General features: G+C 47.7%; 1 protein-coding gene, 9 tRNA genes and 7 rRNA genes. 5 read left to right on the plus strand and 12 right to left on the minus strand.

What is annotated here, in order from left to right; all coding sequences use genetic code 11:
* The first annotated feature begins 157 nt into the window (after positions 1-157).
* The 5 genes from AC3CID_RS13605 (at position 158) to AC3CID_RS13625 (ending at position 682) form a co-directional block, all read left to right on the plus strand.
* Positions 158-233 (plus strand) — tRNA-Phe (locus tag AC3CID_RS13605).
* A 56-nt stretch (positions 234-289) separates the two neighbouring features.
* A tRNA-Thr gene (locus AC3CID_RS13610) sits at positions 290-365 on the plus strand.
* A gap of 24 nt (positions 366-389) precedes the next feature.
* Positions 390-465: transfer RNA gene (locus AC3CID_RS13615), tRNA-Asn, on the plus strand.
* 36 nt (positions 466-501) lie between these two features.
* Positions 502-577 (plus strand) — tRNA-Thr (locus AC3CID_RS13620).
* Between the two features lie 29 nt (positions 578-606).
* Positions 607-682: transfer RNA gene (locus AC3CID_RS13625), tRNA-Asn, on the plus strand.
* Positions 683-1,031: 349 nt separating this feature from the next.
* Here the strand turns inward: AC3CID_RS13625 and AC3CID_RS13630 are convergent.
* The 12 genes from AC3CID_RS13630 to AC3CID_RS13685 all read right to left on the minus strand — a co-directional run bounded on the left by AC3CID_RS13630 (position 1,032) and on the right by AC3CID_RS13685 (position 13,507).
* Complete coding sequence (locus AC3CID_RS13630; protein WP_017079303.1) at positions 1,032-1,427, minus strand: DUF2391 family protein; 396 nt, start codon at positions 1,425-1,427, stop codon at positions 1,032-1,034.
* 1,023 nt (positions 1,428-2,450) lie between these two features.
* Positions 2,451-2,527: transfer RNA gene (locus tag AC3CID_RS13635), tRNA-Asp, on the minus strand.
* A 30-nt stretch (positions 2,528-2,557) separates the two neighbouring features.
* Positions 2,558-2,673: ribosomal RNA gene (rrf, locus tag AC3CID_RS13640) — 5S ribosomal RNA — on the minus strand.
* A 42-nt stretch (positions 2,674-2,715) separates the two neighbouring features.
* Positions 2,716-2,792 (minus strand) — tRNA-Thr (locus tag AC3CID_RS13645).
* 72 nt (positions 2,793-2,864) lie between these two features.
* Positions 2,865-2,980 (minus strand): 5S ribosomal RNA (rrf, locus tag AC3CID_RS13650).
* Between the two features lie 98 nt (positions 2,981-3,078).
* A 23S ribosomal RNA gene (locus tag AC3CID_RS13655) occupies positions 3,079-5,972 on the minus strand.
* A gap of 301 nt (positions 5,973-6,273) precedes the next feature.
* Positions 6,274-6,349 (minus strand) — tRNA-Ala (locus AC3CID_RS13660).
* 21 nt (positions 6,350-6,370) lie between these two features.
* Positions 6,371-6,447: transfer RNA gene (locus AC3CID_RS13665), tRNA-Ile, on the minus strand.
* A 66-nt stretch (positions 6,448-6,513) separates the two neighbouring features.
* Positions 6,514-8,068, minus strand: a 16S ribosomal RNA gene (locus AC3CID_RS13670).
* 419 nt (positions 8,069-8,487) lie between these two features.
* Positions 8,488-8,603: ribosomal RNA gene (gene rrf, locus AC3CID_RS13675) — 5S ribosomal RNA — on the minus strand.
* Positions 8,604-8,701: 98 nt separating this feature from the next.
* Positions 8,702-11,595 (minus strand): 23S ribosomal RNA (locus AC3CID_RS13680).
* Between the two features lie 357 nt (positions 11,596-11,952).
* Positions 11,953-13,507 (minus strand): 16S ribosomal RNA (locus tag AC3CID_RS13685).
* The 16S, 23S and 5S rRNA genes sit together here with 4 tRNA genes alongside, the layout of an rRNA operon.
* Between the last annotated feature and the right edge of the window lie 338 nt (positions 13,508-13,845).

The following is a 13,845-nucleotide window of genomic DNA, read 5'->3' on the forward strand; positions in this document are numbered from 1 at the left end:
AACCGTAGTTTCAGTATCTTTTAGAGCATGCTAGACCTAGGTTTTTAGCCCCAAACGAACAAAAACAATCCACTAAGTATAGAAAAACATCAAACGATACTTTTTTTGCAATTTAATGTTGACCCAGAACGCGAAAACACGTTTAATACACCTCGTCGCCCGGATAGCTCAGTCGGTAGAGCAGAGGATTGAAAATCCTCGTGTCGGTGGTTCGATTCCGCCTCCGGGCACCACAATTTATTTGTTGGTGTCCTAGACAACAACAGTAAAGCACAAAGAAATATTATGTGCCGACTTAGCTCAGTAGGTAGAGCAACTGACTTGTAATCAGTAGGTCACCAGTTCGACTCCGGTAGTCGGCACCATTTCTTTAAAGCTTTAAGAATAATTCCCCTTTAGTTCAGTTGGTAGAACGGCGGACTGTTAATCCGTATGTCGCAAGTTCAAGTCTTGCAAGGGGAGCCAAGTTAATCATCAAGCATAAGCTTTTTGATTCATGATGCCGACTTAGCTCAGTAGGTAGAGCAACTGACTTGTAATCAGTAGGTCACCAGTTCGATTCCGGTAGTCGGCACCATTCTCTTGATTAGAGACTAAACAATCAATTCCCCTTTAGTTCAGTTGGTAGAACGGCGGACTGTTAATCCGTATGTCGCAAGTTCAAGTCTTGCAAGGGGAGCCAATTAGAAAAGGCCGCATCATTGATGCGGCCTTTTTGCATTTAAAGATCCGAACTCATCCATACCAGTCTACTCACCTTTTACTACCTCATTTAATTCGAAAACCAACACTTTTAATGCTCTTCTAAAGCAATCAGACTTTTCTCTTTAATTCCGCTCAAGCTATCACAAGAACAAACTTGTCACTCTTGCAAGAAGCCAGTCATCACGAAGGGCTACTTTCGTTATCTATAGAAGTGCTCTGCTGAGAAATTCTAGTCGTAATGGGGGCGGGAATTAAAAGCTAAATAATGAATTCAAATAAGCTCTAGAAAGGCTCTGTTGGTTGCTTAAATTGAAATGGCATACGACTCACTCTTTATCGAAACTATCCACTACAATCGCTCCCATAGACGCTGGCATAGAAATAACAATTACCCTTTTGATAGATACAATTGGATCGCTTAATAAAGGAAGCTTGTCCAAACAAGTCAGCACCAAAGCAACAACCAATGCAGTCATCACATAAGCAATAACAATTCTGAAAATAAACACTGGCAACCGAGCGACAATATCTTTCTGAAATACACTCTCATACGTGTAAAAGCCCAGGAATACAGCAGACAATAGAAACAACAACAGCAAGTTAGCTGTGGGCAAAGTCTCTCCTAACTTCCACGCTTCTTCAGAAAAAGAAATCGGCACGGCCAAAGCAAAAGATCCTACAAAGATCTGGCTCGCATCTTCAAAGTTAAAGCTTAATTTCATAATTCGACCCATTAGGTTTTAAGGCTTTATCTATTTTTAAAATAATCACAAAATTATCTGCCGATGATTTGGGGAATTTTCTATTCTTACCAAGCAACAGAAATGACAATTCTTAGCTTAATATTAGTCGTAATAACTTAAACATAGCTTGAACTAACCAGCAAGAAATCAATATGTTCAGAGTAAAAGCGGTGAAACAACTAATTCATATCGAGTCAACAAGCACATCAGAATCGAAGAAATACCGGCAAACATCCTAAGATACCAGTACCTAGAACCAGAGAACCTCAATCAGTTGGGTGATAAACATCACTGCACGGATCGGGGGATAGTCTATTTCTTAGCTTATATATCCTTCCAGCATCACTTGGGGAGCTCAACCTAGCGACTCTCACCTTCAAACTGAATCTAGTCCGCTTTCCCCCTTTGAGATGCTTCAAACAGGGTGCTCAATACAATTAAGATTGGTTTAAGTTTAATGCATAGCAAGAGCATGAAAACGAATCATTAAGGGCTCTAGCGTTCTTAGCAGAAGTCCCCATGATGGAGTCCTAATTACACACCAGAACTATCCTCTAGATTCACAGATAGAACAGATAGAACAGAAGTCAGGTTTCCTAGACAAAGATCTATTAACTAATACTTGAGGAGGGCTCCAAGCAATGAGCAAGCAGGATGAGTTGTAATGCTTGTATAGTTTCAGGTATTGAATTGGGGCGCTGAGTCAGAACAGTCTCATTAGACTAACTTACAACGTCGTATGGCTCGAGTATTTGATTAGTAAGCTTAAAGATCTGCGTGCGTTTGAAGTCATTCTTGTATCAAACCACAATTGGAATCAGAAATGATGTGATTCTAGTCGTAGGATTGGGATTTCTGATAAGTGACGGAATTATGGGGACGCGTTGGCTAGGAGTTATGGTTTACGGGAAACCTTATGTGGAAGTCATTAGATGGAAGGGCGAAACACTATAATTTAGATGTAAAAAAGCCCCGCTATTTCTAGCGAGGCTTCTAAATAAGTGGCGGAGTGGACGGGACTCGAACCCGCGACCCCCGGCGTGACAGGCCGGTATTCTAACCAACTGAACTACCACTCCGCAGTGTCTATTCAGCATAATGCAATTTAAGCCTGACGATGTCCTACTCTCACATGGGGAAACCCCACACTACCATCGGCGCTATTGTGTTTCACTTCTGAGTTCGGCATGGAATCAGGTGGGTCCACAATGCTATGGTCGTCAAACAAATTCTGTTGTCAACTTGATTAATCAAATCAACTAAATAGTGGTGCTGATACCCAGACTCGAACTGGGGACCTCACCCTTACCAAGGGTGCGCTCTACCGGGCTGAGCTATATCAGCAATTCAGGATTCGTTTAAAAACGATTCTGAAAACTTTTGTCTTCACTTTTAAAAAGTGAAAATAAATTTAAAGCCTGGCGATGTCCTACTCTCACATGGGGAAGCCCCACACTACCATCGGCGCTATTGTGTTTCACTTCTGAGTTCGGCATGGAATCAGGTGGGTCCACAATGCTATGGTCGCCAAGCAAATTTTAAAATTCGGAAAGCTAATCTAAAAGTTATTTCTCTTCAAACTCATTCAAGGTCTGGTACTTCTGAGTCCACAAAACCCCTTGGGTGTTGTATGGTTAAGCCTCACGGGCAATTAGTACAGGTTAGCTCAATGCCTCGCAGCACTTACACACCCTGCCTATCAACGTCGTAGTCTACGACAACCCTTTAGGACACTTATAGTGCCAGGGAAAACTCATCTCAAGGCTCGCTTCCCGCTTAGATGCTTTCAGCGGTTATCGATTCCGAACTTAGCTACCGGGCAATGCCATTGGCATGACAACCCGAACACCAGAGGTTCGTCCACTCCGGTCCTCTCGTACTAGGAGCAGCCCCTTTCAATTTTCCAACGCCCACGGCAGATAGGGACCGAACTGTCTCACGACGTTCTAAACCCAGCTCGCGTACCACTTTAAATGGCGAACAGCCATACCCTTGGGACCGACTTCAGCCCCAGGATGTGATGAGCCGACATCGAGGTGCCAAACACCGCCGTCGATATGAACTCTTGGGCGGTATCAGCCTGTTATCCCCGGAGTACCTTTTATCCGTTGAGCGATGGCCCTTCCATTCAGAACCACCGGATCACTATGACCTGCTTTCGCACCTGCTCGAATTGTCATTCTCGCAGTCAAGCGGGCTTATGCCATTGCACTAACCACACGATGTCCAACCGTGTTTAGCCCACCTTCGTGCTCCTCCGTTACTCTTTGGGAGGAGACCGCCCCAGTCAAACTACCCACCAGGCACTGTCCGTAACCCCGATTCAGGGGCCAACGTTAGAACATCAAAACTACAAGGGTGGTATTTCAAGGACGACTCCATCACATCTAGCGACGCAATTTCATAGTCTCCCACCTATCCTACACATGTAGGTTCAATGTTCAGTGCCAAGCTGTAGTAAAGGTTCACGGGGTCTTTCCGTCTAGCCGCGGGTACACTGCATCTTCACAGCGATTTCAATTTCACTGAGTCTCGGGTGGAGACAGCGTGGCCATCATTACGCCATTCGTGCAGGTCGGAACTTACCCGACAAGGAATTTCGCTACCTTAGGACCGTTATAGTTACGGCCGCCGTTTACCGGGGCTTCGATCAAGAGCTTCGACCGAAGTCTAACCCCATCAATTAACCTTCCGGCACCGGGCAGGCGTCACACCGTATACGTCATCTTACGATTTTGCACAGTGCTGTGTTTTTAATAAACAGTTGCAGCCACCTGGTATCTGCGACTCTCGTCTGCTCCATCCGCAAGGGACTTCACTGATAAGAGCGTACCTTCTCCCGAAGTTACGGTACCATTTTGCCTAGTTCCTTCACCCGAGTTCTCTCAAGCGCCTTGGTATTCTCTACCCGACCACCTGTGTCGGTTTGGGGTACGATTCCTTACAATCTGAAGCTTAGAGGCTTTTCCTGGAAGCATGGCATCAATGACTTCACTACCGTAGTAGCTCGACATCGTATCTCAGCGTTAATGAAAGTCCGGATTTACCTAAACTTTCCGCCTACATACTTGAACCTGGACAACCGTCGCCAGGCCCACCTAGCCTTCTCCGTCCCCCCATCGCAATTGTAAGAAGTACGGGAATATTAACCCGTTTCCCATCGACTACGCCTTTCGGCCTCGCCTTAGGAGTCGACTTACCCTGCCCCGATTAACGTTGGACAGGAACCCTTGGTCTTCCGGCGAGGGAGTTTTTCACTCCCTTTATCGTTACTCATGTCAGCATTCGCACTTCTGATACCTCCAGCATGCCTTACAGCACACCTTCAACGGCTTACAGAACGCTCCCCTACCCCACATACCCTAAGGTACGTAGCCGCAGCTTCGGTGTATAGCTTAGCCCCGTTACATCTTCCGCGCAGGCCGACTCGACCAGTGAGCTATTACGCTTTCTTTAAATGATGGCTGCTTCTAAGCCAACATCCTGGCTGTCTGAGCCTTCCCACATCGTTTCCCACTTAGCTATACTTTGGGACCTTAGCTGGCGGTCTGGGTTGTTTCCCTCTCCACGACGGACGTTAGCACCCGCCGTGTGTCTCCCGGATAGTACTTACTGGTATTCGGAGTTTGCAAAGGGTTGGTAAGTCGGGATGACCCCCTAGCCTTAACAGTGCTCTACCCCCAGTAGTATTCGTCCGAGGCGCTACCTAAATAGCTTTCGGGGAGAACCAGCTATCTCCAGGTTTGATTGGCCTTTCACCCCTAGCCACAAGTCATCCGCTAATTTTTCAACATTAGTCGGTTCGGTCCTCCAGTTGATGTTACTCAACCTTCAACCTGCCCATGGCTAGATCACCTGGTTTCGGGTCTAATCCTAGCAACTGTACGCCCAGTTAAGACTCGGTTTCCCTACGGCTCCCCTAAACGGTTAACCTTGCTACTAAAATTAAGTCGCTGACCCATTATACAAAAGGTACGCAGTCACACCACGAAGGTGCTCCTACTGCTTGTACGTACACGGTTTCAGGTTCTATTTCACTCCCCTCACAGGGGTTCTTTTCGCCTTTCCCTCACGGTACTGGTTCACTATCGGTCAGTCAGTAGTATTTAGCCTTGGAGGATGGTCCCCCCATATTCAGACAGGATATCACGTGTCCCGCCCTACTCGTTTTCACTGATTATGAGATGTCGACTACGGGGCTATCACCCTTTACTGCGGCACTTTCCAGAGCCTTCGTCTGTCTCATTAAAAGCTTAAGGGCTAATCCAATTTCGCTCGCCGCTACTTTCGGAATCTCGGTTGATTTCTCTTCCTCGGGGTACTTAGATGTTTCAGTTCCCCCGGTTTGCCTCCTGTTGCTATGTATTCACAACAGGATACTTGCTTATGCAAGTGGGTTTCCCCATTCAGGAATCCCAGACTCAAAAGGTTATTACTACCTAATCTGGGCTTATCGCAAGTTATTACGCCTTTCATCGCCTCTGACTGCCAAGGCATCCACCGTGTACGCTTAGTCACTTAACCATACAACCCGAAAGGGTCTTAGTGTATGGCAACTAACCAAGGTTTTTGGTTGTCATTAAGAAGGGTTAATTCTTGATAACTGTTTGCCGGACTCAATTGTGAATCAAACTCAGTTTGATTCGAATACAAGACACTTGAATGTGTTTGTTGTGTTTATCTAATGAAAGATAAACATTGAGAACTTTTAAATTTGATTTGAATTACTCGTAAGTAATCAAATCAGTCAGCTTTCCAAATTGTTAAAGAGCTAGATTTCTTTCGAAACCATTTTTAAATATTTTCAGATAAAAACACTTAAAGATGGTGGAGCTATGCGGGATCGAACCGCAGACCTCCTGCGTGCAAGGCAGGCGCTCTCCCAGCTGAGCTATAGCCCCATCTTTGTTTCTAGTCGATATTGGTGGGTCTGAGTGGACTCGAACCACCGACCTCCCGCTTATCAGGCGAGCGCTCTAACCAGCTGAGCTACAGACCCAATATCGTCTCTTTTACTTTCTAAACCTAATCAATCTGTGTGGACACTCATCGTGGTATCTTCGTATAAGGAGGTGATCCAGCCCCAGGTTCCCCTAGGGCTACCTTGTTACGACTTCACCCCAGTCATGAACCACAAAGTGGTGAGCGTCCTCCCCGAAAGGTTAAACTACCCACTTCTTTTGCAGCCCACTCCCATGGTGTGACGGGCGGTGTGTACAAGGCCCGGGAACGTATTCACCGTGACATTCTGATTCACGATTACTAGCGATTCCGACTTCATGGAGTCGAGTTGCAGACTCCAATCCGGACTACGACGCACTTTTTGGGATTCGCTCACTATCGCTAGCTTGCTGCCCTCTGTATGCGCCATTGTAGCACGTGTGTAGCCCTACTCGTAAGGGCCATGATGACTTGACGTCGTCCCCACCTTCCTCCGGTTTATCACCGGCAGTCTCCCTGGAGTTCCCGACATTACTCGCTGGCAAACAAGGATAAGGGTTGCGCTCGTTGCGGGACTTAACCCAACATTTCACAACACGAGCTGACGACAGCCATGCAGCACCTGTCTCAGAGCTCCCGAAGGCACACCTGCGTCTCCGCTGGCTTCTCTGGATGTCAAGAGTAGGTAAGGTTCTTCGCGTTGCATCGAATTAAACCACATGCTCCACCGCTTGTGCGGGCCCCCGTCAATTCATTTGAGTTTTAATCTTGCGACCGTACTCCCCAGGCGGTCTACTTAACGCGTTAGCTCCGAAAGCCACGGCTCAAGGCCACAACCTCCAAGTAGACATCGTTTACGGCGTGGACTACCAGGGTATCTAATCCTGTTTGCTCCCCACGCTTTCGCATCTGAGTGTCAGTGTCTGTCCAGGGGGCCGCCTTCGCCACTGGTATTCCTTCAGATCTCTACGCATTTCACCGCTACACCTGAAATTCTACCCCCCTCTACAGCACTCTAGTTCACCAGTTTCAAATGCAGTTCCGAGGTTGAGCCCCGGGCTTTCACATCTGACTTAATGAACCACCTGCATGCGCTTTACGCCCAGTAATTCCGATTAACGCTCGCACCCTCCGTATTACCGCGGCTGCTGGCACGGAGTTAGCCGGTGCTTCTTCTGTTGCTAACGTCAAGATGCGCAGCTATTAACTACACACCCTTCCTCACAACTGAAAGTACTTTACAACCCGAAGGCCTTCTTCATACACGCGGCATGGCTGCATCAGGCTTTCGCCCATTGTGCAATATTCCCCACTGCTGCCTCCCGTAGGAGTCTGGACCGTGTCTCAGTTCCAGTGTGGCTGATCATCCTCTCAGACCAGCTAGGGATCGTCGCCTTGGTGAGCCATTACCTCACCAACTAGCTAATCCCACCTAGGCATATCTTGACGCGAGAGGTCCGAAGATCCCCCTCTTTGGCCCGTAGGCATTATGCGGTATTAGCCATCGTTTCCAATGGTTATCCCCCACATCAAGGCAATTTCCTAGGCATTACTCACCCGTCCGCCGCTCGACGCCCAACAAATCCTCCGAAGATTCAATGTTGTCGTTTCCGCTCGACTTGCATGTGTTAGGCCTGCCGCCAGCGTTCAATCTGAGCCATGATCAAACTCTTCAATTTAAGATTTTGTGACTCAACGAATACTGACTTCAAAACTACTATGTAATTTTAAAGCTATTACCATTCCAACAGAATGGTAATGAATTGACTGTGCCAAATAACCCCCCTCTATATAGAAAGTAATTATTCGTATTGGTCACTCAGTTCATTGAAATCATTGTGTTACCGAAGTAACTGTTTTACTTCTCTTAATAAAAGGGAAGATAAAACGTTTTGATATTCATCAACGAGTGCCCACACAGATTGATAGGTTTAAATTGTTAAAGAGCGTGTTCTCTAAAAAGAGAACGCTTTCAGTGCCTTAGCACTTAAGCAGGACGCGTATAATACGCTTTCCACTTTGAAAGTCAACATAAAACTCTAAGAAACTTAGAACTCTATGGTGACTTGTCTATTAAATAGACAAAGTCGAAATTAAAGCCTGGCGATGTCCTACTCTCACATGGGGAAGCCCCACACTACCATCGGCGCTATTGTGTTTCACTTCTGAGTTCGGCATGGAATCAGGTGGGTCCACAATGCTATGGTCGCCAAGCAAATTTTAAAATTCGGAAAGCTAATCTAAAAGTTATTTCTCTTCAAACTCATTCAAGGTCTGGTACTTCTGAGTCCACAAAACCCCTTGGGTGTTGTATGGTTAAGCCTCACGGGCAATTAGTACAGGTTAGCTCAATGCCTCGCAGCACTTACACACCCTGCCTATCAACGTCGTAGTCTACGACAACCCTTTAGGACACTTATAGTGCCAGGGAAAACTCATCTCAAGGCTCGCTTCCCGCTTAGATGCTTTCAGCGGTTATCGATTCCGAACTTAGCTACCGGGCAATGCCATTGGCATGACAACCCGAACACCAGAGGTTCGTCCACTCCGGTCCTCTCGTACTAGGAGCAGCCCCTTTCAATTTTCCAACGCCCACGGCAGATAGGGACCGAACTGTCTCACGACGTTCTAAACCCAGCTCGCGTACCACTTTAAATGGCGAACAGCCATACCCTTGGGACCGACTTCAGCCCCAGGATGTGATGAGCCGACATCGAGGTGCCAAACACCGCCGTCGATATGAACTCTTGGGCGGTATCAGCCTGTTATCCCCGGAGTACCTTTTATCCGTTGAGCGATGGCCCTTCCATTCAGAACCACCGGATCACTATGACCTGCTTTCGCACCTGCTCGAATTGTCATTCTCGCAGTCAAGCGGGCTTATGCCATTGCACTAACCACACGATGTCCAACCGTGTTTAGCCCACCTTCGTGCTCCTCCGTTACTCTTTGGGAGGAGACCGCCCCAGTCAAACTACCCACCAGGCACTGTCCGTAACCCCGATTCAGGGGCCAACGTTAGAACATCAAAACTACAAGGGTGGTATTTCAAGGACGACTCCATCACATCTAGCGACGCAATTTCATAGTCTCCCACCTATCCTACACATGTAGGTTCAATGTTCAGTGCCAAGCTGTAGTAAAGGTTCACGGGGTCTTTCCGTCTAGCCGCGGGTACACTGCATCTTCACAGCGATTTCAATTTCACTGAGTCTCGGGTGGAGACAGCGTGGCCATCATTACGCCATTCGTGCAGGTCGGAACTTACCCGACAAGGAATTTCGCTACCTTAGGACCGTTATAGTTACGGCCGCCGTTTACCGGGGCTTCGATCAAGAGCTTCGACCGAAGTCTAACCCCATCAATTAACCTTCCGGCACCGGGCAGGCGTCACACCGTATACGTCATCTTACGATTTTGCACAGTGCTGTGTTTTTAATAAACAGTTGCAGCCACCTGGTATCTGCGACTCTCGTCTGCTCCATCCGCAAGGGACTTCACTGATAAGAGCGTACCTTCTCCCGAAGTTACGGTACCATTTTGCCTAGTTCCTTCACCCGAGTTCTCTCAAGCGCCTTGGTATTCTCTACCCGACCACCTGTGTCGGTTTGGGGTACGATTCCTTACAATCTGAAGCTTAGAGGCTTTTCCTGGAAGCATGGCATCAATGACTTCACTACCGTAGTAGCTCGACATCGTATCTCAGCGTTAATGAAAGTCCGGATTTACCTAAACTTTCCGCCTACATACTTGAACCTGGACAACCGTCGCCAGGCCCACCTAGCCTTCTCCGTCCCCCCATCGCAATTGTAAGAAGTACGGGAATATTAACCCGTTTCCCATCGACTACGCCTTTCGGCCTCGCCTTAGGAGTCGACTTACCCTGCCCCGATTAACGTTGGACAGGAACCCTTGGTCTTCCGGCGAGGGAGTTTTTCACTCCCTTTATCGTTACTCATGTCAGCATTCGCACTTCTGATACCTCCAGCATGCCTTACAGCACACCTTCAACGGCTTACAGAACGCTCCCCTACCCCACATACCCTAAGGTACGTAGCCGCAGCTTCGGTGTATAGCTTAGCCCCGTTACATCTTCCGCGCAGGCCGACTCGACCAGTGAGCTATTACGCTTTCTTTAAATGATGGCTGCTTCTAAGCCAACATCCTGGCTGTCTGAGCCTTCCCACATCGTTTCCCACTTAGCTATACTTTGGGACCTTAGCTGGCGGTCTGGGTTGTTTCCCTCTCCACGACGGACGTTAGCACCCGCCGTGTGTCTCCCGGATAGTACTTACTGGTATTCGGAGTTTGCAAAGGGTTGGTAAGTCGGGATGACCCCCTAGCCTTAACAGTGCTCTACCCCCAGTAGTATTCGTCCGAGGCGCTACCTAAATAGCTTTCGGGGAGAACCAGCTATCTCCAGGTTTGATTGGCCTTTCACCCCTAGCCACAAGTCATCCGCTAATTTTTCAACATTAGTCGGTTCGGTCCTCCAGTTGATGTTACTCAACCTTCAACCTGCCCATGGCTAGATCACCTGGTTTCGGGTCTAATCCTAGCAACTGTACGCCCAGTTAAGACTCGGTTTCCCTACGGCTCCCCTAAACGGTTAACCTTGCTACTAAAATTAAGTCGCTGACCCATTATACAAAAGGTACGCAGTCACACCACGAAGGTGCTCCTACTGCTTGTACGTACACGGTTTCAGGTTCTATTTCACTCCCCTCACAGGGGTTCTTTTCGCCTTTCCCTCACGGTACTGGTTCACTATCGGTCAGTCAGTAGTATTTAGCCTTGGAGGATGGTCCCCCCATATTCAGACAGGATATCACGTGTCCCGCCCTACTCGTTTTCACTGATTATGATGTGTCGGTTACGGGGCTATCACCCTTTATTGCGAGACTTTCCAGACTCTTCACCTGCATCATTAAAAGCTTAAGGGCTAATCCAATTTCGCTCGCCGCTACTTTCGGAATCTCGGTTGATTTCTCTTCCTCGGGGTACTTAGATGTTTCAGTTCCCCCGGTTTGCCTCCTGTTGCTATGTATTCACAACAGGATACTTGCTTATGCAAGTGGGTTTCCCCATTCAGGAATCCCAGACTCAAAAGGTTATTACTACCTAATCTGGGCTTATCGCAAGTTATTACGCCTTTCATCGCCTCTGACTGCCAAGGCATCCACCGTGTACGCTTAGTCACTTAACCATACAACCCGAAAGGGTCTTAGCGTATGGCAACTAACCAAGGTTTTTGGTTGTCATCAAGAAGGGTTAATTCTTGATAACTGTTTGCCGGACTCAATTGTGAATCAATGTAAACATTGATTCGAATACAAGACACTTGAATGTGTTTGTTGTGTTTACCTAATGAAAGATAAACATTGAGAACTTTTAAATTTGATTAACATGACTCGTAAGTCAGTTAATCAGTCAGCTTTCCAAATTGTTAAAGAGCATAAAGCAAAAAGCTTTAATCAATAACTTACGTTATTAATTAAAGCTCTGGCTTTAACTAAATCTAAACCATCAATCTGTGTGGACACTCATCGTGACTATCTTCGTATAAGGAGGTGATCCAGCCCCAGGTTCCCCTAGGGCTACCTTGTTACGACTTCACCCCAGTCATGAACCACAAAGTGGTGAGCGTCCTCCCCGAAAGGTTAAACTACCCACTTCTTTTGCAGCCCACTCCCATGGTGTGACGGGCGGTGTGTACAAGGCCCGGGAACGTATTCACCGTGACATTCTGATTCACGATTACTAGCGATTCCGACTTCATGGAGTCGAGTTGCAGACTCCAATCCGGACTACGACGCACTTTTTGGGATTCGCTCACTATCGCTAGCTTGCTGCCCTCTGTATGCGCCATTGTAGCACGTGTGTAGCCCTACTCGTAAGGGCCATGATGACTTGACGTCGTCCCCACCTTCCTCCGGTTTATCACCGGCAGTCTCCCTGGAGTTCCCGACATTACTCGCTGGCAAACAAGGATAAGGGTTGCGCTCGTTGCGGGACTTAACCCAACATTTCACAACACGAGCTGACGACAGCCATGCAGCACCTGTCTCAGAGCTCCCGAAGGCACACCTGCGTCTCCGCTGGCTTCTCTGGATGTCAAGAGTAGGTAAGGTTCTTCGCGTTGCATCGAATTAAACCACATGCTCCACCGCTTGTGCGGGCCCCCGTCAATTCATTTGAGTTTTAATCTTGCGACCGTACTCCCCAGGCGGTCTACTTAACGCGTTAGCTCCGAAAGCCACGGCTCAAGGCCACAACCTCCAAGTAGACATCGTTTACGGCGTGGACTACCAGGGTATCTAATCCTGTTTGCTCCCCACGCTTTCGCATCTGAGTGTCAGTGTCTGTCCAGGGGGCCGCCTTCGCCACTGGTATTCCTTCAGATCTCTACGCATTTCACCGCTACACCTGAAATTCTACCCCCCTCTACAGCACTCTAGTTCACCAGTTTCAAATGCAGTTCCGAGGTTGAGCCCCGGGCTTTCACATCTGACTTAATGAACCACCTGCATGCGCTTTACGCCCAGTAATTCCGATTAACGCTCGCACCCTCCGTATTACCGCGGCTGCTGGCACGGAGTTAGCCGGTGCTTCTTCTGTTGCTAACGTCAAGATGCGCAGCTATTAACTACACACCCTTCCTCACAACTGAAAGTACTTTACAACCCGAAGGCCTTCTTCATACACGCGGCATGGCTGCATCAGGCTTTCGCCCATTGTGCAATATTCCCCACTGCTGCCTCCCGTAGGAGTCTGGACCGTGTCTCAGTTCCAGTGTGGCTGATCATCCTCTCAGACCAGCTAGGGATCGTCGCCTTGGTGAGCCATTACCTCACCAACTAGCTAATCCCACCTAGGCATATCTTGACGCGAGAGGCCCGAAGGTCCCCCTCTTTGGCCCGTAGGCATTATGCGGTATTAGCCATCGTTTCCAATGGTTATCCCCCACATCAAGGCAATTTCCTAGGCATTACTCACCCGTCCGCCGCTCGACGCCCATTAACGCACCCGAAGGATTGTTAGTGTCGTTTCCGCTCGACTTGCATGTGTTAGGCCTGCCGCCAGCGTTCAATCTGAGCCATGATCAAACTCTTCAATTTAAGATTTTGTGACTCAACGAATACTGACTTCAAAACTAATATTTACCGAAGTAAACATGTAATTCTAAAGCTATTACCATTCCAACAGAATGGTAATGAATTGACTGTGCCGAATAATTTCTTTCTACAAGAGAAAGTCGTTAGACGTATTGGTCACTCAGTTCATTGAAATCAATTTGTTACCGAAGTAACTGTTTTATCCAAAGGATAAAACGTTTTGATATTCATCAACGAGTGCCCACACAGATTGATAGGTTTAAATTGTTAAAGAGCTTCACTTGTTGAGCGTTCCTTTTTAAGTAAGGAGCCTCTCTAAGTGGACGGCCATTCTAGCGTTT

This window comes from Vibrio sp. QJM3NY_21 (assembly GCF_057785975.1).